The sequence below is a fragment of the Novipirellula herctigrandis genome (assembly GCA_007859835.1).
GTDB lineage: Bacteria > Planctomycetota > Planctomycetia > Pirellulales > Pirellulaceae > Novipirellula_A > Novipirellula_A herctigrandis.
Genome location: SJPJ01000001.1, coordinates 5,605,213 through 5,627,026, shown reverse-complemented (window position 1 = coordinate 5,627,026; position 21,814 = coordinate 5,605,213). Strand labels below are relative to the sequence as shown.

At 52.5% G+C, this 21,814-nt stretch carries 17 protein-coding genes; 8 read left to right on the top strand and 9 right to left on the bottom strand.

Annotated features, from left to right (window positions below; genetic code table 11):
• Nucleotides 1-4 precede the first annotated feature (4 nt).
• Nucleotides 5-364: an STAS domain-containing protein gene (locus CA13_RS20600; protein WP_146399820.1), complete on the bottom strand. Its 360-nt coding sequence runs from the start codon at nt 362-364 to the stop codon at nt 5-7.
• A 326-nt stretch (nt 365-690) separates the two neighbouring features.
• Between CA13_RS20600 and CA13_RS20595 the strand changes: the two genes are divergently transcribed.
• Nucleotides 691-3,948 carry a response regulator gene (locus tag CA13_RS20595; protein WP_419194632.1) on the top strand — a complete coding sequence of 1,086 codons (3,258 nt, stop codon included), beginning with the start codon at nt 691-693 and terminating at the stop codon, nt 3,946-3,948.
• 100 nt (nt 3,949-4,048) lie between these two features.
• On the opposite strand, the gene CA13_RS20590 is transcribed toward CA13_RS20595, so the two are convergent.
• Nucleotides 4,049-4,345 carry a hypothetical protein gene (locus tag CA13_RS20590; protein ID WP_146399816.1) on the bottom strand — a complete coding sequence of 99 codons (297 nt, stop codon included), beginning with the start codon at nt 4,343-4,345 and terminating at the stop codon, nt 4,049-4,051.
• A gap of 148 nt (nt 4,346-4,493) precedes the next feature.
• Nucleotides 4,494-5,414: a tetratricopeptide repeat protein gene (locus CA13_RS20585; RefSeq protein WP_419194631.1), complete on the bottom strand. Its 921-nt coding sequence runs from the start codon at nt 5,412-5,414 to the stop codon at nt 4,494-4,496.
• Nucleotides 5,415-5,513: 99 nt separating this feature from the next.
• Here CA13_RS20585 and CA13_RS20580 point away from each other — a divergent pair, with 99 nt between their 5' ends.
• A complete protein-coding gene (locus tag CA13_RS20580; protein ID WP_146399814.1) occupies nt 5,514-5,945 on the top strand; it encodes a hypothetical protein in 432 nt (143 codons plus the stop codon).
• A gap of 15 nt (nt 5,946-5,960) precedes the next feature.
• Here CA13_RS20580 and CA13_RS20575 read toward each other — a convergent pair whose 3' ends face one another.
• Together CA13_RS20575 and CA13_RS20570 are read right to left on the bottom strand one after the other, a co-directional pair.
• Nucleotides 5,961-6,464 (bottom strand): Fur family transcriptional regulator, encoded by a 504-nt coding sequence (locus CA13_RS20575; protein WP_146399812.1) that lies wholly within the window; start codon nt 6,462-6,464, stop codon nt 5,961-5,963.
• Nucleotides 6,465-6,599: 135 nt separating this feature from the next.
• Complete coding sequence (locus tag CA13_RS20570) at nt 6,600-6,896, bottom strand: flagellar biosynthesis anti-sigma factor FlgM (protein WP_146399810.1); 297 nt, start codon at nt 6,894-6,896, stop codon at nt 6,600-6,602.
• A gap of 679 nt (nt 6,897-7,575) precedes the next feature.
• Between CA13_RS20570 and CA13_RS20565 the strand changes: the two genes are divergently transcribed.
• Nucleotides 7,576-8,622: a cation diffusion facilitator family transporter gene (locus tag CA13_RS20565; protein WP_419194630.1), complete on the top strand. Its 1,047-nt coding sequence runs from the start codon at nt 7,576-7,578 to the stop codon at nt 8,620-8,622.
• A 393-nt stretch (nt 8,623-9,015) separates the two neighbouring features.
• Nucleotides 9,016-12,585, top strand: a complete 3,570-nt coding sequence (locus tag CA13_RS20560; protein WP_146399806.1) for a bifunctional proline dehydrogenase/L-glutamate gamma-semialdehyde dehydrogenase — start codon at nt 9,016-9,018, stop codon at nt 12,583-12,585.
• 36 nt (nt 12,586-12,621) lie between these two features.
• On the opposite strand, the gene ppk1 is transcribed toward CA13_RS20560, so the two are convergent.
• The 3 genes from ppk1 to CA13_RS20545 form a co-directional block, all read right to left on the bottom strand.
• The gene (gene ppk1, locus CA13_RS20555) at nt 12,622-14,859 is read right to left on the bottom strand and encodes a polyphosphate kinase 1 (RefSeq protein WP_419194629.1); all 2,238 of its coding nucleotides are present in this window, start codon (nt 14,857-14,859) and stop codon (nt 12,622-12,624) included.
• A 62-nt stretch (nt 14,860-14,921) separates the two neighbouring features.
• Nucleotides 14,922-15,959, bottom strand: coding sequence for a c-type cytochrome domain-containing protein (locus CA13_RS20550; protein ID WP_419194628.1), 1,038 nt, complete (start codon nt 15,957-15,959; stop codon nt 14,922-14,924).
• Between the two features lie 86 nt (nt 15,960-16,045).
• On the bottom strand, nt 16,046-16,738 hold the full coding sequence (locus tag CA13_RS20545) for a hypothetical protein (RefSeq protein ID WP_146399802.1): 693 nt from the start codon (nt 16,736-16,738) through the stop codon (nt 16,046-16,048).
• A 249-nt stretch (nt 16,739-16,987) separates the two neighbouring features.
• On the opposite strand from CA13_RS20545, the gene CA13_RS20540 reads away from it, so the two are divergent.
• The 4 genes from CA13_RS20540 to CA13_RS20525 are packed head-to-tail and all read left to right on the top strand — an operon-like array spanning nt 16,988 to nt 20,972.
• Nucleotides 16,988-17,950, top strand: coding sequence for a 3'-5' exoribonuclease YhaM family protein (locus tag CA13_RS20540; protein ID WP_419194627.1), 963 nt, complete (start codon nt 16,988-16,990; stop codon nt 17,948-17,950).
• Nucleotides 17,943-18,641 carry a 7-cyano-7-deazaguanine synthase QueC gene (gene queC / locus CA13_RS20535; protein WP_419194626.1) on the top strand — a complete coding sequence of 233 codons (699 nt, stop codon included), beginning with the start codon at nt 17,943-17,945 and terminating at the stop codon, nt 18,639-18,641. The genes CA13_RS20540 and queC overlap by 8 nt, the downstream gene beginning before the upstream one ends.
• Nucleotides 18,634-19,464, top strand: coding sequence for an enoyl-CoA hydratase/isomerase family protein (locus CA13_RS20530; protein WP_419195133.1), 831 nt, complete (start codon nt 18,634-18,636; stop codon nt 19,462-19,464). The genes queC and CA13_RS20530 overlap by 8 nt, the downstream gene beginning before the upstream one ends.
• Nucleotides 19,465-19,508: 44 nt before the next feature.
• Nucleotides 19,509-20,972: an aldehyde dehydrogenase family protein gene (locus CA13_RS20525; protein WP_146399797.1), complete on the top strand. Its 1,464-nt coding sequence runs from the start codon at nt 19,509-19,511 to the stop codon at nt 20,970-20,972.
• Between the two features lie 4 nt (nt 20,973-20,976).
• Here the strand turns inward: CA13_RS20525 and CA13_RS20520 are convergent, their stop codons facing one another.
• Nucleotides 20,977-21,813 (bottom strand): hypothetical protein, encoded by an 837-nt coding sequence (locus CA13_RS20520; protein ID WP_146399795.1) that lies wholly within the window; start codon nt 21,811-21,813, stop codon nt 20,977-20,979.
• Nucleotide 21,814: the final 1 nt, after the last annotated feature.

Below are 21,814 nucleotides of genomic sequence, written 5' to 3'. Positions count from 1 at the left end.
GCCCCTAAGATTCGAACGAATCAATCGCTTTGACCACCGAATCTTGGATACTCAATATCGTTCCATCTAAATTCGTGACCTTGAACGCCATCCTAACCACTGGACTCATCCCACATAGGGCAAGCTTTCCATTTTCGCTTCGCACGTACTCACTGCACCGGAGCATCGTGGTAATGAACTCTGACGAAATCGACTCGACCGACTTAAAGTCAATCACCATCTTTTCCGGTTTTGTCGACTTGATATACGAAATCAACTCCTGCTGCGTCTCTTGAATCAACAGCCGATCAATAAATTTAGATACCGCTAACGTCACAACAGGAACATTTTCTTTCAAACTCGTTTGGATATGATCGTAAGTCATTATCGGTCCCTTGTTTGCCTGAAAAAAAGCCCATGCCAACTCAACCGACGTTCGCTCGCGGATTGGCCCTTTAACCTGTTTGTTACATCCATCGTTTCATTGTAATGGAGTATCATGGCGATGTGTGTACCCAGGGACTACCGGCACGAGTGCAAATTCGCTGCCACAATTCCATTTTCTTCGGCAGTTCGCCTTCCGGTCAGAGACTTAATTCCGATTACAGGTTAGCACATGGGCCCTAATTAGAGAGCGGACTGACGAGGTAGCTGTGCTACAATAAAAATGGCGTTTGATTTTCTCGATCGTCCTCATCGGAGATGCGCAACGTGCGAATTGTCCACAAGCTTTTACTCGTCACGCTACTTCCAGCATTGTTAATTTGGCTGGTTGGTCTGTATGCGACTCGCACGAGCGAGCAAAGCCTTCGTCAAGCGATCGAATCGACTGCTTTGGCCAGGGCGACTGCGGTGATGGATGAGATTGACCGCGTGGTGGATGTTCGCACTGCTGACTGGAAAGCGTTTAACCTTAGCGACTTGGTACAGCAGACGCTTGCAGAATCGAATACAAAAATTGAGCAGTTCGACGATCCCGCCGAAACCATCCTCAGTCGTGACGAGCAGTGGCAGAAAACGGCCCCGAATCAACCGACGCCACTAATGAAGTCGCTAAGGACCAATCGATTGGCTCGAGAGCTAAAACGACGATTGGAAACTCTACAAAACGGTAGCGGGCACTCGGTCTTTGGCGAAGTATTTTTCACCAATCGTTTTGGTGCCAATGCCGCCCAGACCAATCGAACGAGTGATTACCGGCAAAACGACGAAACTTGGTGGCAACGTGCCGCCCAGGACGGTGTCTATATTGGCGACGTTATTTTCGATGAGAGTGCAGGCATCTACTCGGTTGACATTTGTCTTCGGGTGGAAGATGACGCAGGCCAACTCGCCGGCGTGATGAAAGCGGTTATGAACATCCAAGAAGTTTTGAGCATCGTGGATCGTCGGGCTGAGAGGTTTCATTCGAGTGATCGGCTGGTTTTGCTCAATGACCAAGGGCGAGTGATTCACGTGGGCAATGACCCATCCAATCCGCTCGCGGACGGATCCGCGTACCTCAACGGAGTCAAGTTAACGCCCCAGGTACCTGAAAAAGTGTCCTATCGACGTGATCCAGCGACAGGCGAATTGTTCATCGGAGCATATGCCTTATCACAAGGACATGGTTCTTTCGCAGGCTTGGGGTGGATTCTGCTCGACGAGCGTCTTGAGTTGGAAGCGTTTGCAACAGCAAACATACTACGAAAACGTATTTTCTGGATCTCCTTTTTGGCAACGATGCTAGCCCTTGGTATCGGAGGCCTGATTGCGTTGTCGTTACGCCGGCGAATCGGTGAATTAGCGATTGCGACCAATGCAATTCGAAGAGGAAAACTCGACACCACCGTATCGCTCCGAGGAAACGATGAAATCACCCAATTGGCTGGTCACTTCAATCGGATGAGCCAAGACTTACATCAAACGCATTCCGAACTTGTCATTGCACGCGATGAAGCTCACAAAGCGAGCTTGGCGAAAAGTGAATTCTTAGCAAACATGAGTCACGAAATTCGTACGCCGATGAATGGGATCATCGGCATGTCGGAACTGCTAAGCGGGACCAAACTTTCGCCGGAACAGAAGGAATATCTCGGGATGGTTCGTGGCAGTGCCGATTCGCTGCTGAGACTTCTCAACGACATCCTTGATTTTTCAAAAGTCGAAGCGGGCAAATTGGAACTCGAGATGATTCCGTTCGATTTGCGGGATAACGTTGAAAAAACCACGCGTACTCTCTCGGCGCGCGCCACAAAAAAAGGACTGGAACTTGCCTGTCGCATCGATCCGCAAGTACCGCAGTGCATCGTCGGAGACCCCGGTCGGCTTCGGCAACTTATCGTCAACCTTGTCGGAAACTCGATGAAATTCACCGAGCAAGGCGAGATCATCATTTCAGTTGTTTCCGATGAAATCGACGAACATTCCACGCTCTTACACTTTTCCGTTATCGACACGGGGATTGGCATTCCCCAAGAGAAGCAAAAGTCGATTTTCCAAGCATTCTCTCAAGTAGATACTTCCACCACGCGACAATACGGCGGAACCGGCTTAGGACTGGCGATCTCGTCACAACTAGTCAACTTGATGGGCGGTCGTATTTGGGTTGAGAGCACCGTTGGTGAGGGGACGACCTTTCACTTTACCATGCGCGTAGGAATCGCCCAGGACCAACCCCCAAGCTGCCCTACGGTGCTCGCCGATTTAATCGGTCTTGCTGTGTTGGTTGTCGATGACAATGAAACGAACCGGAAAATTTTGCAGGAAGTGCTTGGCTCTTGGCAATTGAAGCCTACATGTGTACCCGATGGTCCCACGGCACTTGCGGAACTGCGACGCGCCGCTGACTCGGGTCATCCGTACCGATTGGTTTTGCTCGATTGCATGATGCCAAAGATGGATGGATTCACAGTGGCAAAGAGGATGCATGATGACCAGAAGCTACAGCATCCCAAGACCATCATGATATCGTCGGCTAGCGAGCGAGCGGATTCTCAGCGTTGCCGCGAAATTGGCGTTGGTCGCTATATGATCAAACCCGTCGTTCAGTCAGAGCTACTTGATACGATTCTGCACATGATGATTTCGCCCGAAGATCTCGAAGCGGCACAACCATCTACTCCCGTTGAGAAACCGGCTCAGCCTCTGCGTGTCTTGTTGGCCGAAGATGGGATGGTAAACCAACGCGTTGCGGTTGGACTGCTTCAACGGATGGGCCATCAAGTGGAAGTCGCCGAAAATGGCTTACAGGCACTCGAAGCATGGCGAGCACATCCCTTTGATGTCATCCTCATGGATTGGCAAATGCCGGTGATGGATGGTCGAGAAGCAACACGAAAAATTCGCTCTGAGGAACAACCTCTTGGAACCCACATTCCCATCATTGCGATTACAGCCGCTGCCATGAAAGGCGACCGAGAGAAATGCTTGGAAGCGGGGATGGACGACTATGTGACCAAACCGATTAACCCCGAAATTCTGTCTAAAGTACTACGAAAAGTGGCGACAGAGGATTCAATTACTTTGCCAGTACCCGAACCAACGGACATCGCACCAGCGGACATCGAAAATTCAAACTCACAATGCTCGAATAATTCAGACAGCGAAATCGACAACACTCTCGAACACGCATCCACCGTCGACTCGAACATTCTAAATCTTGAAGAAGCTCGTACGTTGATGGGCGGCTGTGACGATGCAATGCTACGCGAGTTGAGCGAAGTGTTGCTAAAGGAGTGTACGATACGGATCGAAGAAATCAGCCAAGGTATCCGTGAGCAAGACAGCGAAAGCACGTCGCGAGCCGGCCACACCCTCAAAGGAGCTGCCGGAGTATTCGGGAAAACCCCAGTCCAGCAAACCGCAATGCAAATTGAGATTGCTGGACGCGACGCGGACTTCGATCAAGCTGCCAAACTACTCGAACAACTCAAAGGCGAAGTGAAGGAATTGACCGGGCAATTAAGCCGCTTCTTGGAATCCACTTAACCGACTGCTTTGTCAACTCGATTCGTGGGTTTGCGGTTGCCGATAGCGCAGCAGGCTCAAGTTTCGCAAATCGAGTCGGCGTCCCGTTCCGAGGTTGTCTCTAACGAGAATAGCCGAGCGAATGCATCACTTTGAGCATTTCGTCACAGGTGATGTAACGACGATGGTGTTCGACTTTGTATTGGTCGATCGCCAAAGCAAGTTCACATCCATCGGCGGATAGTTCCGCGTATGAACTTCCGAATTGGCGGCGTTCACCGCGAGACTGATATTCGGATTTTCGGCGGTCGACGAAAGACTTGGCAGTTGGATTTTGCGATGCAGGTGTCCCACTTGAAACGGCAAACGAATCCGAATCGAGACCGAGGTTGTTGGGCGAGAGATTGGGTAGCGACATCAAGAGGCTCTTAGCTGCTGGACAAGAGATAGGTTCCGATGAAAGCGTACGCTATAAATCGTCATCAGGACGTTTCCTTGATGCCACTTTCTGGCAAAACGGGACACGCGTGGATAGATCGACATCGGCTCAATCCGCATAACCCGCTCTACCGCAACTCGATTGGGGAGTCCCCAAGCTTCTGCTGGTCGGCCAATCGTTCTTGTTGGCGTTTAAAACGATCGCTCCAATCGCCTTCGAGCAACGAGTTTGGATTCAACATCAAAGCGGTAGCCAGCGATGTTTTGGCCTGATCGACATTGCCATGTTCAAGTGACAGCGATGCCAACTCCAAATGAGGCGTTGCGTCGTTGGGATCCTTGCCAGCAGCTCGTATAAAGCTCCTTTTGGCTTCGTCAAGTCGTCCAACTTCTCGCATCGCGATCCCTTGCAGAATATCCGCTCGCGCCGGCGTCGCTTCGGGCCCCAACCCGTCTTGCAACCGATCAAGGGTCGCTAGCAGGCGTCCATGACGCTCCTGCATATGGTAGATCTCAGCAGCTTGCAGCTGTAACTCTGGGTAGTCCGGCTGAATCGCCAAGGCGCGGTGGTAGGCCGCCAGGGCGTCCGAGAGTTGGTTTGCCGCAAGCAAACAATCACCTCGCAATGCCCACACATCCGCAGAACCCCGAGCCGCAGCAAGAGCGATTTCACTCTGCTGCTGAGCCTCCTCGAGCCGACCGACATCCAGGTACATTTGCCCCAATCGTTGGACCCGCTTAGGATCGTTCGCGCTTAGTCGAACGGCTTGTTCCATGTGCTTGATCGCGAGGTCAGATTCACCTCGCTGCCACAATGATTCGGCGAGCCCCCAATGAGCACGGTCATCGGTGCGAGAAACATCCAAGGCGTCCTCGAACAAGGACTCAGCAACATCCCATCGGTCATTGTGCATCGCATTGAAGCCTTGCCCCGACAAACGTCGCGCCGCGATCGATTGTCGGCTCTCACCAATTCGACGAATCGAGCGGCAACCGGCGGGTGCCAGAACCGTCGCGACGAGTATCATAAAGGTGAAAAACGACTTCATAGTGTCGCTTTTAGCAACTTATCCCTGTGCGAAGCAACGCAGAACCCCCACAATAACGCCTTAGTCAGCTTCCCAAAACAAAAAGGCTCTTTTGGATCGATGCCCGCCACTTTTGAACACTTTGGTCTCCGATTTCTCTTCCCCGATAATTGGGAGATCGCCGTCGATGAGGAGGACCCCGATAACGGCGTCACACTTCAGCTGCCGAGCGGCGGGTTTTGCTCGATTATTAGGGACAATCATCCACACGGCGATGAAGATATTGTCGATGAGACCGCAGACGCGATCCGGTCCGATTATGGCGAAATGGAGTCGGAGAGAGTGCCAATCGACTCGTTCTTTGACGAAGGTTTGGCGGTGGAGATCCGGTTTTATTATTTGGATCTGTTGATTATGGCTCGGATCTTGATCACCCGTCTCGGTGGGGAGCGGTTTGTGATCCAATTTCAAGCGGAAAGCCGCGACTTTGACGCTAATGAAGCCGTTTTCGCTGCCATTGCGAAACAGTTGCGTGATGGCAATCAGGCTTAGCCCGGACGATTCGCGTTAAACCAAATCTTGCTTGCGTTTTTTCCGGCGATTTTTGCTGCATTCGCGACAGACGCCGTGGATGATCATTCGGTGGCCTGAAATCCGAAACCCCTGCTCGGCGGCCACTTCGTCTCGTAGTGTCGTTAACGCTTCGCTTTGAAATTCAAACAGCTCGCGACACACCGTACAGTATAAGTGGTCGTGTTGCGGATAGCCGTAATCGTGTTCGTAAACCGTGCGGCCTTCGAGTTGAAAACTCTTCAGCAACCCTGCGTCAACGAACTCGCGCAGCGTTCGGTAGACCGTCGCACTACTGACGTAATTCTTCGCCCCTTTGCGAGGCAAACGCTCCATCAATTCATCAGCATCGAAGTGCTCATGGTGGCTAAAGATTTCATCCACCAAGAACTTTCGCTGATTCGTCTGCCTCAATCCACGCGTCTGCAAATACTCCTCAAAGCGTTCTTGAGGGGTCAGCGAAACGTCAACGGGCGGCAGCGAAGGGGAAGAATTGGACACGAGTGGTGAATCAATGCGAACGTCTAAATGGGATCTGTGCTTCTAAGATACACCAAACGAGCGTTTCGTAGCAGAAGGTTTCACGACTTCCGCTAGAAAGCAATTCCTCGAGAACGTGTTTGAAACCGTTCCCTTTTAAGCAAATTGATCCAGCATTCGATCGAGTGCCGCATCCAATTTCTCGGGCGTGTCGTAGCTGCCATCGGCGATTTGGCGGCGAATATCGGCAACCTTGTCAATCCGGATCTCTCCGCCACCTGCAACGGCACCTTCAAGACGATTGATGCCCGAGGCCGCACTGCTTAGATCGAGCTGATCGACCGGCGCCGCGGTTTTTTTAGGTGTAAGTTGCTGTGGCGATTGAGCTTGTGACCTTTGAACTCCACCAGCGTTTTGGGCGGTAGAAAGACGAAAAGGGCCATAAATTTGCATAGTCTGATTGCTCCCCATTTGGGACGGGTTCCTTCTAACAAGCCACCGTAACTCGAAAATCGAGTCGCCGTGGTACGGCTTGATAGATGCGAAAGCGCGGTGATTGACCGAGTCGTCCGAGTGCCTTCATCCTTGAAAACCATCGAATTTGACCATTTCCGCGTCGGTCGTCAGCGCCGCGATCCTTGTCCCAGGATGCAATCCGTAAGCGAAAAAAGAGACTTTTTCAGCGCATAGCGGGCGGAAACATTCATTTCATCGTCCACTTGGCCGCTAAACCTGAGCCTAATCTTTCCCGTCGGAGTCACATTTCCCCAAAGCAAGGACAGCGGCGAGAGTAGCAAAGCCGTGAAACCTCGATCAAGACCGGTTCAACGGGACTCTTTAACGAAACCGAAAATTTTCTGCCACAATCCCACTATCTCAGAACACTCACCCAATTGTGGACGAAAATCATTGTCTCCCTGATTGGCAACTTTGCCAGCAAAATCAAGATCTCGCGTCCCACCGTTGACCTCTACCGACAAGCCGACATATCGGGGGGGGGATCTTTCAGCCAATGTTACTTGACGGTTGATCAGGCGAACGCGTCTGGCCGCGACCCATTGGTTCCCCTTCGCTCGCCAAGTTAGACTTGGACCGATGCTGCCACCCGTTTCCAATCCAGCGGAATCCTCATTTGTCGATTAGCCCACCTCGTGACGAAGCCTCCCTTGCAATTCGCAAGGGAGTCTATGTCGATGCGACACGTGCAGCGGTATGGGGATTGGGCGCCAACATTGCATTGGGAATTACCAAACTCACCTGCGGCATGCTCACGGGATCAGCCGCACTGATCGCCGACGCTGTCAATTCAGTCGGCGATGTTGCCAGTGGTTTGGCCGTGCGTGGCGCACTGAGCGTCGCCCAACGTGAAGAAGATGAAGACCATCCGTATGGACACACCAAAGCCGAATCAATCGCTGGGTTATGTGTAGCGTTATTGGTCGTATTCACCGCAGTTTTATTGGCGTTCGAAACCATCAAACGCTTCTCGGGAGACCTACGAACGCCAAGCATGATCGCAGGTTCGGTGGCCGCGGCGTGTGCTTTGGCCAAAGAGACCATCTATTGGTATACCCATCGTGTTGCACACCGACTCGACTCGTCCGCGCTACGTGCTACCGCATTGGATCATCGTAGCGACGCACTTAGTAGTGGCGCGGTAGCGATATCGTTATTAGCTGCCCCCTATCTTGGGTCGTTCGGTCCCTACGTCGATCCAATCGCCGCGTTGTGTGTCTGTGCCATATTGGTCATCACCGGGATTCGCATTTTCATAAGCACTGCGCGTGAAATGATGGACCAACAAGCCGACGAGGAAACGGTAATTCAAGCAAGAAGAATCGCCCAAAGTGTCGATGGAGTCGCGTTTGTAGAAAAGCTACGGATTCGTAAAAGTGGGCTGGAGTTCTTTGTCGAAATCCACGTGCACGTCAATGGCGAGATGACAGTCCAACAAGGCCATCGGATCGGCCACAACGTCAAAGACCAACTGCTGTTGGAAATGCCACGTGTCCGCGACGTTCACGTGCACATCGAACCCGCCGGGCCAGACGAACCCGCCGGGCCAGACGAACCCGCCGGGCCAGACGAACCCGCCGGGCCAGACGAACCCGCCGCATCCGATGAAAACACGACTGCCAGCGGCAATCTCTCAAATAATAAACCTAAAGATGTTTGTTAACACGAGCTTTGGGCCCTCGACATTCCGTTATTGGGCATTCCCAATTCGATCATCGAATGGGGGACGGAAATGATTACTCCCTACCGGTCGTTGGACTCCACGGACAACGCTCAGTCCTGAGCTGTTCTAAGTTGGAAGTAGGCGGAAACCTGTCCTGGCATTGCGGCATTAGGACAGGTCCTTGCCTACGATGGTGCCCCTCAAAGATGAATATTCTCAAGCCAAACCGTGACACGGCCCGGCGCGCAAAGGGCAATTCGCCGCACCAAGCGTTTGTAAGGAAAGCCATTTTTTTGGATCTTACTCCATCACTAGGCGGACCTACTCATCCACAACATCCCCTACAATAAGGAGTGCAAAAACAAACATTCCTCCAAGGCGAAGTGGTGCAACATGTGTGCTTCCCAAACGAATGCGTCTCTTGCTGATCGCGCAGTCTCGCTTGCCGCCGATATACTCAAAAAAGCGAATACACTTCAAACGCCTCAAGAGCGACGTCAGCAATCGGAATTTGACCGGATGGTCAGCAACCCCGAAGACAAAGCAACTCTGGTTGAAATGACCGACCAAGCGTTTCGAACCCACTCGTCGGCTCGCGTCGCGGATCAACTTACCCATCTGCTCGACGTTCAGGGTGTCCCTCGCTTTTTCAGCCCGATTGAACAGGCGATGCTGCGCGGATTCCAGTCGTTTGGCGAGTATTTGCCAGGGGTTGCCGTGCCGATGGTCAAGGAAAAAATGCGCCGAGAAACGGCAAATGTGATCTTACCTGCCGAACCGGATCTATTGGCTGAACACTTGCGGAACCGTCAACTGCATGGCGTCCAAATGAATGTTAACTTGCTCGGCGAAGCGATCCTGGGCGAGGCCGAAGCGAGACGCCGAATCCAACAATGCTACAACGCTTTGCGGATGCCCGAAGTGCGATGTTTGTCGGTAAAAATATCAACGCTCTATAGCCAAATTTCTCCGCTGGCTCGCAAACACTCGATCGCAAAAATCGCCGACCGATTGGAAGCTCTCTACCGAGTCGCCCTGAGTGAATCGGATCCCGATGCGGGGCTAACCAAGTTCGTTTACCTCGATATGGAAGAGTATCGAGATCTTTGCCTGACTGCTGAAATTCTATGTGAGACGCTCGATCGTGAAGGCATGGAGCAGGTTCACGCGGGAGTGGCACTGCAAGCCTATGTCCCTGATTCCTATCAAGTGATGTTGCGGTTGATCGATTGGTCAAAAAAACGTGTCGCATCGGGATGCCAACCTTTGACGGTTCGAATCGTCAAGGGAGCGAACTTGGAAATGGAACGAGTCGAATCGTCCATTCGCGGAATTCCACAAGCTCCTTATGAAACAAAAATGGAAACGGATGCGAACTTTAAACGAATGCTTCGCCATCTGATCGACGCTGCGGCAAGCGGGGAATTGCGAGTGGGCGTTGCATCGCACAACCTTTTCGATGTTGCACTCGCCCTCATCTGGGCAAACGATTCGGACGCCATGCATAATGTCCAATTCGAAATGCTTGAAGGGATGGCGAATCATCAGCGACGCGCGCTGTCGGAAGAGGACATCGAAATGGTGCTGTACGCACCAGCTTGCTTTCGCGAAGGATTTCTCAATGCCATCGGCTATCTGATTCGGCGATTAGACGAAAACACCGGTCCTGAGAACTTCTTGCGTCACGCCTACCGATTATTGCCTCAGAGCGACGATTTCAAGCGACTTAGCGAGGGATTTCGCCAATCGCTCGAATTCATGGATACCGTCAATAGCCAACCCCGACGCGCAATGCAAATCCGCAGCGGTCAACAAATCGAAGCGAAAGAAATGGCACTCGACCATTTCGTTAACGAGCCTGATACGGATTGGTCGCTGCCCGAAAATGCCGATTGGATCGAAGGGGTATTGAACCAATGGAAAGGCCGATGCATCGATCTGACACCGCAAACCGCATTTCCGAACTCCAGCGAGACCAGCGATTCAAACATCGCGACTTGTTTTGATCCGTCCCAACCGGAAGTTCCCGTATGCCAATACCACGCCGCCACGGTTCAAGAGGTGGAATCGGCCGTCACGCGTGCAGCAAATGACGAAACGAATTGGTCCAATACAACCCTTGAATACCGCCATCAATTGTTGCGAAAGGTCGCTCAGAACCTTCGTGATCGGCGTGGTGATTTGATTGGGGTCATGGTTGCCGATGGTGGAAAAACCGTATCGGAAGCCGACCCCGAGGTGAGTGAAGCGATCGACTTCTGCGAATTCTATCCGTTGACGGTCGACCACTGGTTCGGTCACCAGTCGATCCGGGTGCGTCCACAGGGCATCGTTGCAGTGGTGTCGCCATGGAATTTTCCGCTTGCGATCCCTTGTGGCGGAATCGCGGCATCGCTTGCAGCCGGAAACCGCGTCATCCTTAAACCGGCTTCCCAAACGGTACTGACCGCTTGGCAATTGTGCCAAGCCTTCTGGGACGCGGGTGTTCCCAAATCCGTCCTGCAATTGATCCCCTGTAGCGGCCAAACCGCTGAACAAGGACTGATTAACAATCCCGATATCGACACGGTGATTTTGACCGGTGGCACCGCCACGGCGAAACGAATGTTGGCGGTCCGAAATGACCTACATTTGCTGGCTGAAACGGGTGGCAAGAATGCGACGATCGTCACCGCAATGGCTGACCGCGAATTGGCCGTCAAACATGTAGTGCAGTCGGCGTTTGGACACAGCGGCCAGAAATGCAGTGCAACCTCGTTGCTGTTGCTGGAAGAAGAAGTTTTCAACGACGACAGCTTTCGCGAACTACTAGCCGATGCTGTGGAGAGTATACGCGTTGGTTCAAGCTGGGATCTATCCACTCGTATGGGACCGTTAATTTCTCCGCCGCGTGCGGAATTGAATCGCGGACTCAAAACACTTGAAGACAACGAGTCTTGGTTGGTCGTCCCCGAGCACATCGTCGCCAACCCGAACTTGTATCGGCCAGGTGTGAAATGGAACATTCGCCCGGGAAGTTTCAGCCATTTGACGGAGCTATTCGGGCCCGTTCTATCGGTGATGCGTTTTTCGCGATTGGAAGAAGCGATCGCAATCGTTCGTTCGACCGGGTACGGATTGACCAGCGGCATTGAGAGTTTAGACGATCGAGAAATCCAATTGTGGCGTGAAACCACTCACGCAGGAAACTTGTACATCAACCGCTCGACGACAGGTGCGATTGTGCTGCGTCAACCATTCGGTGGCGTTGGGCTGAGTGCCTATGGTCCTGGAGTAAAGGCCGGTGGCCCGCACTACATTTTGGCGTTAATGCATGTCGAAAATACTGATGATCTGAACCATCATGAGAAAACATCTTCACCAACCCCTTTTATCGATTGGCTAAATCAATTGCCTGACGCCAACCCGCTCGGCGAGGATGAGATCGAAAAACTCCGTTCCGCTAGTTGGTTGCAACAATCGGCAATGGAGACCGAGTTTTCGAAAGAACACGATACGTTCCGGCTCGTGGGCCAGGATAATTTGCGGCGATACCGAAGCACCGACGCGATGAATCTTCGCTTCGAGGCGGGCGATACGCTGAGCGATGTTTTGGTTTGCCTCTCGGCTTCCATCGCCGTCAACACTCAAATCACATTGTCAATTGATCCGGGATGTAATCCGAAAGTGAAAATAATTCTCGAATCGATTGCCGATGCGTTCCCGGGTCTCGTTCATCCAACGGAAGAGAGCGACCATGAATTAGCGGTCCGCATCGCAAGTGGTGATGTAGGGCGATTGAGAATCCTAACGCGTTCGACTTCCGCGGAAATCGACACGGCTTGCGCAGAAGCTTTTGTCACGGTCGTGCGCGAACCGGTGGTGATCGATGGTCGAATCGAATGTTTACGTTACCTCGATGAGCAATCGGTCAGCTATGATTACCACCGCTACGGCAACCTCGGTCGACGCGGCAATGTTTGAAAGGTCCATCTAGCTTCGACAGCGACCCAAAGAAGATCACTTTTCGTGCTTCGGTTCGTGCGTCTCGAAGGTCGTTCGGCGGCTTTGCTTTGCTTTGCGAATCGCTTCAACCGCGCGGCTATGGAGAACCCGCTGGGCTTGGAACGTCTCCTTTCCGATTTTGCCAGGTGTGGTTCGCTCGTACATCCCAGTCGACAACATTCGCCAACAATTTGTGTTGTCTTTGAAATACGTCCGCAGTGTAGAAAGCAGTTTGTCCCGACACGTTTGATCCTGTACAGGAACGAATAATTCGACCCGACGGTCCAAGTTTCGTGGCATCCAATCGGCACTACTGATAAACAACTCGTCGTCCCCACCATGACGGAAATAGATGATACGAGCATGCTCGAGGAATCGATCAACGATCGATATCACCTCGATGGATTCGCTGAGTCCCTTCACGCCGGGTCGCAAACAACACACGCCGCGAACATTCAAACGAATCCGCACTCCCGCTTGGCTAGCCCGATAGAGCGCATCGATCACTTGGGTATCAACAAGTGAATTCACTTTAGCAACGATTTCCGCCTTTTGACCTTCGAGACAACGTTTCGTTTCCGCTTCTATCAGACCAAGCAATCGCTTGCGAAGTGTCATCGGAGCCGCGGAAAGCACCTGTAACTGCTGCGGTTGACTCGCCCCCGTAACTGCATTGAAAAACGTAGTGGCATCTGCACCGAGCGTATCGTTGCAGGTCAACAAAGAGACATCGCTGTAGATTTTCGCAGTCGCTTCGTTGTAGTTGCCAGTACCAAAATGCATGTAACGAACGATGCCCTGAGGTTCACGGCGAACAATGATACAGACCTTGGCGTGCGTCTTCAGTCCACGGATGCCGTAAATCACTTGGACGCCAGCCTGTTCCATTTCGCGTGCCCATTCAATGTTTCGGGCCTCATCAAACCGTGCCTTCAATTCCACGATCGCCGAAACATATTTGCCTCGTTCGGCTGCTCGCATCAACGCCGCCACGATCGGACTTCGCTTGCTGGTTCGGTAAAGCACTTGCTTGATCGCCAAGACATCGGGGTCGACCGCAGCTTCTTCGATCAGCCGTACAATCGGATCAAATCGCTCGTAAGGATGCACAAGCATCAAGTCGCCCTTGGCGATGGTCGCAAACATCGTTTCGGCAGGATCAATGTGCGGATTCGCTTGCGGAAGCCACGGTTGTTCACGCAGAGAGTCGAAGCCTTCGAGTCCATGCAGGGTGAACAAGTAACTCAGATCGAGCGGCCCATCAATCGGGTAGAGATCCTGGTTAGTGAGCTGCATCATTTCGGACAAAAATGCGACGGTAAAGTCGCTTGCCGTTGCACCATATTCAAGCCGTACGACTCGCGACAAGCGACGGCTCTCCAAAATCTCTTCCATACCATCGACAAGGTCGGCGGCGCCATCTTCTTGCAGTTCGATATCCGCGTTTCGCGTGATCCGAAATGGAACACACTCCATTACCTCGCGGCCGGGAAAATACTCTTCCACATTATGCATCACCAAATCTTCTAGCAACACGTAGCGAAGCCCGCGATCGGCCGGAACCGGGATCAAACGTGGCACCGTTCGCCCCAGAGGAATCACTGCATACTGCCAAGCCTCACCATCGCCCTTGGACTGCGTTTCATCGGATGCCGATGATTGTTCCAAGTCCTCATCGTCGAACTGCTTGCCAGTTTCCGTCGGCTCCGCACGGAGCCGAACGCACAAATGGACGCCAAGCCCCTGCAATAACGGAAACGGACGATCGTGCGAGAGCGCTTGCGGGGACAGGACCGCCGACACATCGGTTTGAAACCGCCGGTCAGCCACCTCGCGCACACGGTCATTTGCCGAGTCCAAATTCACTCGGCAAACATCGGCATCAGCAAGTTGCGGTTCGAGCACATCACGCAATAACTGGTATTGCCGATCGACCATTTCCTTGCACCGACTTGATACCGCATTAATTTGCTGCGATACGGTCAGTCCAGCCGCATCATGCAGCATCGCATTGCGTTCAAATTGAAGCTTCAATCCACCAATGCGAACCATCACAAATTCGTCAAAGTTGGAGCCGGTGATGGCGAGAAATTTTGCTCGTTCTAGCAGCGGCAACGAAGCGTCCGCCGCTTGATCAAGCACTCGTTCATTGAACTCTAACCAACCGAGCTCACGATTGATGAAGCGATCATCAGGAAGCGGCAGATCAAGCGGGTTCGCTTTTTTTTTAACAGCGGATTTTTTTTTGGCCACAACAATGCTTACGGGTCTAAAGTGACTGGGCGAACGAATAAAAAATGGGATCAAGCGAATGTCTATTCTGCTGCCTGATTGTCGATCGGCTGCTCGCTTATGGCAACCGGTGGTACGGGCTCGGCCTCAGCTTCTGTCGACTCGGTTCCAAGCAGAATGGCGATGGCTTTTGGATAAAAATCTTTGCCATAATTCAACTCACCGCCCTGATGCCCGACGGCGCCGACCATCCCAGCCATAACCACCATCCCCACTTTCCAAACGTGACCCAATCTCTCGCTGTCTCGCCAAAATGCCATTGCCGCAATTCCAATCAAGACGACCGAACCAAATGCGACCAAAACACCGCTCCATCGATGCCAGAATACTTCGGAGTCAAAATCGATTCGACTCCAACTGCCGTAACCTTGTTCAGTCGCAAAGGACCATCCCATCGCGGTGGCAACGACCGCGGAAATGCCTCCCAAAATCAAGCACGCCAATGGCACTTGTGTGCTAAGCGAAGGCCATTTGATGCCTAATACAACAAACAAGGCCCCGAGCAGCAACAGTGCAATTGGGAAGTGGACCGTCGCCGGGTGCAAGAAACCTTGAAAAGCCCAAATCCGCTGGGCCAAATCCCTTGGCTCTGCTGCAACAACGGCCGGTACAACCACCGCATCGGTCGAACCGACCTTCGCGCCCTCGGGCCACTGTGCCCCTTCGTCGACCCAAGTTCGCACGAGCGCCAAATCGCTGGGCGATAGAGGACCACCGTGCGATGTTGGTGGCATCATCATGTCCTCGTCACTGGTAGTTAAGTAGTCGATGTAGAGTGTGCTTCCCTCGATATCGTCTGGCTCGACATATTGCATGAAAGTTTCCGCATCGTCCACGCGAAAGTCATTCTTTGCGTCTTCGGGACCGTGGCATTCCAAGCAATGACGGCTCAATATCGGAGCGATGTCGCGTTGGAACTGAATCAAATGACCTTCTTCATCGACGACGGCAACTTGGGACGGCGTTTCCTGTCCCCGCACTGGCCAAACGAAACTGACCGCAACCAGCAAGGACACGAATCGAGCCACGTAGAGACTTGGGCATCGACAAAGGACATTCACGGCAGGCTCCAAATTCAGCAAGAGAGAATAACAACGCCATTGGGTGAAAAGCGTCATCGAATGGGAGGGACATTTTGGCAGGACCGTTAGATTGCGATACCATCAAACGCTTTGGTCAAGCCAAGCGTTTTCAGTTCCGCTTTCACCTCTTCTTCTTTCGGCTTTTCAAGTGTCTCAGCAACTTCGTCGGCTAACAATTGTGCAAACATCGCCCGCGCCGCTTGAAGCAGCGACTGAATTTTGGCTTCCTCGATCTCGATGCTTCGTTCCGATTTAATCCGCTCACGAAGGGATTGCCCCGGTTGTTTTGCTTTCGTGGTTGCACAGTGCAACACGGAAAACAAAGGCTGGTCGGGCTTCTTATGTTCCTTTCGCTCGAGCGCTCGCCACGCTCGTTCAAGCAATCCGGTTCGCCACAGAGAAAGCCACTGCTCATTGTCAGCCAGAATCGAATCAATATCAACATTCGGTTTTTCGCTGTCCGGCATCTCGCGAATCTTTGCCTTGGCGGTGGTCCGGATCGCCTTGATCAAAAAGTCTCTCAACCGGCCTTTCTTGTGTTCACCAAAACCGACCTGAACAAGGTGAGCGATCAGAATTTTCAAACAATCATCCGCCTGGTCGGCCGAACCCAGCACCGAGATCAATTCTTTTCGCACGACCAATAGGTATCGCAGCACGAATCCGGCCGCGCTGCTGGCGCTGGTCCATGGATTCGAAGAACGGACCAAGTTGATCGAACTGGTCGGGTTCACGGTGGGCGGTACGTCGTTGGGCATGCGACCTAGTTTAACCTGAACTTATCGAAAAGGTGAACGGTGGCAAACCACCTTATTTGATTCCGGTCAAAATACCACATCGTTGTCGACGGGGTTGTTTTTTTGACGTTTTCCGCCATTTGGGCCCAATCTGAACGTCACCGCCTTGCCAAAGGACCGTCGAAAACGCCATCCTAATTAGACCCAAAACACTTCTTGTCTCCGGCGTCTCCATCTCTACCTCTATCTCTAACCACAAGTGCAGCACTCGTGATTCGCATACCCATTATAGAATTGACCGATGGCCAACAAGTGGAACAGGCCTTTCGTGCGGTCGACAAACAACTTCGCGTCAATCGCCAAGGCGGCAAGTATATTATTTTAAAGCTATCGGATCGATCGGGGACCCTGTCGGGCATGCATTGGAATGCGGACGAGCGGATTTTCGACTCCTTTGACCGTGGCGACTTCGTTCACTGCATTGGGCGGACTCAGGTCCACAATGGTGCACTGCAAATAATCGTCACCGAAGTCCAGCGAATGGATCCCTCGGAAGTCGACCTTGCCGATTTCGAACGATTCGACGCCAACGAATCTCAGCGGCTACGCGAGCGGCTAGCCGAGATTCTTGAAGGGCTCCACGACGTCCATCTGAACCGACTTGGACAAGCGTTTCTTAGCGACACACAGTTCATGTCCCGTTTGGAACTCGGTGCCGCTGCCGTCTCAAACCACCACGCTTACCCAGGTGGTCTACTGCGTCACACAATCGACCTGATGGAGCTGACCCAATTGGTGGGCCCACGGTACCCACAACTCGATACGGAATTGCTCACTTTCGGCGCATTTCTTCACGATCTCGGCAAACTTGAAGAACTTTCAAGCGAAGGCGAGGCAACTTATACCGACCGTGGCCAATTGGTCGGCCACATCGTCATCGGCGTGCAAATGCTCGATGACAAAATTCGTGAAGTGGAATCATCAGGCGAATCATTTCCCGCGGAACTACGTTTGCAACTGGAACACCTTGTCGTCGCCCATCATGGGCAATTCGAATTTGGTAGTCCAAAGTTGCCGGTAACGCTCGAAGCGTTGACGCTGCATCACCTTGACAACCTTGATGCCAAAATCGATTGCTATAGCAGTGTTATCGCATCGGACATCGCCGCAGACGGAAATTGGACTAACTTCCATCCTTCGATTGGCCGCAAACTTTGGAAGAAACGTGACTAGCTCAAAACAGCTCCCCGCCGTCGTTCTGCTGTCGGGTGGACTCGACAGCGCGACGTGCCTTGCGATTGCCTTGGCGGAAGGCTTTGTGCCACATGCGATCAGTTTCCGCTATGGGCAACGGCACACCTACGAACTTGACCGCGCCGTCGCGGTTGCCGAATCGCTCGGCGCAGCATCACACCGAATCGTCGATATCAACTTGGCTCAATTCGGTGGCTCGGCATTAACCGACTCGGCGATCGACGTCCCTAAAAGTGAATCCGTTGACGAGCTTGGGGATTCGATTCCTGTGACTTACGTCCCGGCTCGTAACACAGTATTTCTATCGCTTGCGTTAGCGTTTTCCGAAACCATCGGCGCAACGGACATCTTCATCGGCGTCAACTCGCTCGACTATAGCGGCTATCCCGATTGCCGCCCTGAATTTATCGCAGCGTTCGAGACCATGGCAAACCTCGCCACGAAAGCAGGCGTCGAAGGAAAACGATTAACGGTCCATACGCCGCTAATCGACTTGACGAAAGCACAAATCATCGCCCAGGGGCTGTCCCTGGGGGTCGACTATTCGCAAACGCTATCTTGCTATGATCCCGGTAAAAATGGCAAGCCATGTGGCCACTGCGACGCGTGCCTATTGAGGCAAAAAGGGTTTGCCCAAAACGGCATGCCTGATCCGTCGATGTGTGGATAAAAACCAAGCCAAAGCCAATTCGAACGGAACACTCACCGTGACGTCTCATCGTAGAATCATACTGTCGAAGAAGAATGCCGTTGGAACAATCATGTTGGACTATTCCGACATCAATTGCTACGACATTCACTTCATGCGCCAATTCAATGATGCGATCGATTCAGCAAACGATGATACCGAGATCAAAGTTGTGCTGCTCAAGAGCGCGTCGGCCCGATGCTTTTGTGTCGGTGCGGACGTAAAAGCGTTTCTGGCCAACGACACCTCGGCAAACAAAGAAATGATTGACGCAGCGCGTTCTGCCTTAGCCAAAATCGAAGCAAGTTCCAAAATTTTCATCGCAGTGATCGGCGGGCATACGCTCGGTGGCGGACTTGAAATGGTGATGGCCTGCGACCTCAGGTTCGCGGCCGAGGGAAAATACGTTTTTGGATTGCCGGAAGTCAAACTGGGGTTGATGCCTGGCAATGGTGGTTCGGTACGTTTACCTCGACTGATCGGTGCCAGCCGCGCATTACGATTGCTTGTGACGGGCGACAACATTGGCCCCGAAGAGGCTTACCGAATCGGCCTCGTCAATGAATTATGCTCTTGCGAAATGATTGACGAAGAGGCCGAATCGTACGCGCGCACGCTTGCTCAAGGTGCGTCGTTGGCGATCGCGGCAATCAAACGGTCCGTATTTGACGGTCGTCACTTGTCCCTACAGGATGCATTGGCCTTGGAAGACTCGTTAGTTGAACCGTTATATAATTCGGAAGATGCCGCCGAAGGCTTCTTGGCATTTAAGGAAAAACGCGAACCCAGGTATCGCGGCCGTTAGAATTCCCTTTTTTTGAATCACGCACTCTCAACAAAGGCTACCCAATGAACGGAACCGATTCCCCGATCCCGAATTACCGCTGCTACATCGACGGCCAATGGGTTGACTCGGACAAGAGAATCGAAGTTCGCAATCCGGCCAACGACGCACTCTTTGCGACGGTTCCCTCTTGTAGCCAAGCACAAGCCGAACAAGCGCTAGCGTCGTCCGAGCAGGCCCAATTGGGATGGCAGTCGCTACCGGCGATTGAACGAGCGACGTACATATACGCGATCATCGAGCGACTACGAGCGGAACAGGATCACTTTGCAAAGCTGCTCGTATTGGAACAGGGAAAGACGCTCGCAGAAGCAAATGGCGAAGTGGCCGACACGATCCGTTATCTACAATATTCGGCCGAAGCGGCTCGGCGTCTAGAAGGCAGTATTTTTCCGTCCGACGCGCCAAATGAACAGCTTTGGATTCAAAAAGTCCCCTTCGGCGTCACCGTCGGCCTCTGTGCATTCAACTACCCGCTGGCGTTAATCGGTCGCAAAGTTGGACCTGCCTTGGTCACTGGCAACACCATGGTACTCAAACCGCACGATGCGACACCCGTGACTGCGTCCGAGTTTTGCCGATTAGTCGACGAGGCGGGGTTGCCCCCGGGCGTAATCAACATGGTAAGCGGAACGGCCCAAGATGTCGGGGCGACCTTGGTGCAAAGCCCCATCACAAAACTCATTTCGGTCACCGGCAGCACGCGAGCGGGCCAAGCCATCTACGAAGCCGCCGCACCAAACATCACTGCACTTGCTCTAGAACTCGGCGGAAAAGCCCCCTTCATCGTGCTTGATGATGCGGATATCGACCAAGCAGTCGAAGCAGCAGTGGTCGCCAGATACGCAAATTGTGGCCAAGTTTGTATCTGCAACGAAATGGTGTTTGTCGATAGAAAAATCGCGGACGAGTTCGCAGAGAAAGTCCTTCGCCGCGTGAAACAAATCACCGTCGGCGACCCAATGACCGGTATCAACATGGGACCTTACACGACCGCGGTCGGCTTGCAACGTGTCGATGAAATCGTGAACACGACCGTTGCCGAAGGTGCCGAATTAGCACTGGGCGGCAAACGCCCGGACGGAGCTAGCTATGAAAGAGGCAATTGGTATCAGCCGACGGTGCTATTGAATGTGACCGAAGAGATGGCAGCGTCGCAAGAAGAAATCTTTGGGCCGGTAATGCCGATCATCAAAGTAGACGGATATGAGCAAGCGTTGGCGATGACCAATTCACGTCGCGAAGGATTGTCAGCCTACCTGTTTACGCAAAATTACAACCGCATCATGCATGCTGTCGCAAACATGCAAGTCGGCACGATTTTTGTCAACAAAGGCATTTGCGGCTATATCCAGGGTTACCACAGCGGCCACAAACTCAGCGGCGTGGGTGGTGAGGATGGAATCTACGGCATCGAAGGATACTTGCAGAAAAAGACGATCTACTTGAGCTACAATCCCGAGCGATAACGAATCACTTTTGATTCAGCAAAATTGAATCGAGATCGGCGATTTGGATTTCACACTTCCCAAACGTTGAATGATCGCCAATGATGGCGTCATCGCTGACTTCGATGGACGAGAACGAGAGCCGACATCCGCGTGAATAAGTAACGAGAATGTGGCTTCCACTGGATACGTCTTTCGCAGGCGACTCTCTAAGTGGCTCGATCGTTGCGATCCGTTCTCGCGAAATCTCTTGCCGCCGCGATCGAATGTCGACGGTAAGGGAATCCGCATCGAGTTGCACCAATCGGCCTCGCAACACATCACCGGCAACCGAATAGAACAAATGTGTCGGCGGAGTTTCCGCCATCGAATTGGGAATGTTTCGTAATCGTCGCCGTTCGTTTCGCGTCAATGCCAGCGAACGCGTCGGTCTTTGAAGCGTGACACCAGCGACTTCCGCCGCAGCAAGGAAATTCATATCTGTTTGAGGTGATTCAAATTCAACTCCGTCGAGAGTGATGTTCCTAACGTCGGCTTCGAGGCTATCACCGTCGATCAGCCGTATGCAATTTGGTGGCGTCTCGTATTCCACTCTTGCTCGAATAATCCGGTTGAGATAGTCAAGCGATTCAATACCACGAACACTCGCCATAGTGTACGGCTTGGATTCTTCCGACGATGCGGAACGAAATCGAATGAGACCATGCGCGGTGGATGGTTCGATATGGCCGGTGAATTCCGTCGCATCAAGCATCGTCAATCGCAATTGGGGCGTCTTGGCGTCGAGTCGTCCGCACCACGAAAACCCGAAAAAACCTACAAGAATGCAGAAAACAAGCATCGATCCTTTTTGAATTTGCACG

Coding starts and splice junctions, on each gene's coding strand:
- CA13_RS20585 (WP_419194631.1), bottom strand. CDS start 5,414: ATGAAGTCGTTTTTCACCTTTATGATACTCGTCGCGACGGTTCTGGCA.
- CA13_RS20525 (WP_146399797.1), top strand. CDS start 19,509: ATGAACGGAACCGATTCCCCGATCCCGAATTACCGCTGCTACATCGAC.
- CA13_RS20580 (WP_146399814.1), top strand. CDS start 5,514: ATGCCCGCCACTTTTGAACACTTTGGTCTCCGATTTCTCTTCCCCGAT.
- CA13_RS20570 (WP_146399810.1), bottom strand. CDS start 6,896: ATGCAAATTTATGGCCCTTTTCGTCTTTCTACCGCCCAAAACGCTGGT.
- CA13_RS20590 (WP_146399816.1), bottom strand. CDS start 4,345: ATGTCGCTACCCAATCTCTCGCCCAACAACCTCGGTCTCGATTCGGAT.
- CA13_RS20600 (WP_146399820.1), bottom strand. CDS start 364: ATGACTTACGATCATATCCAAACGAGTTTGAAAGAAAATGTTCCTGTT.
- CA13_RS20545 (WP_146399802.1), bottom strand. CDS start 16,738: ATGCCCAACGACGTACCGCCCACCGTGAACCCGACCAGTTCGATCAAC.
- CA13_RS20560 (WP_146399806.1), top strand. CDS start 9,016: ATGTGTGCTTCCCAAACGAATGCGTCTCTTGCTGATCGCGCAGTCTCG.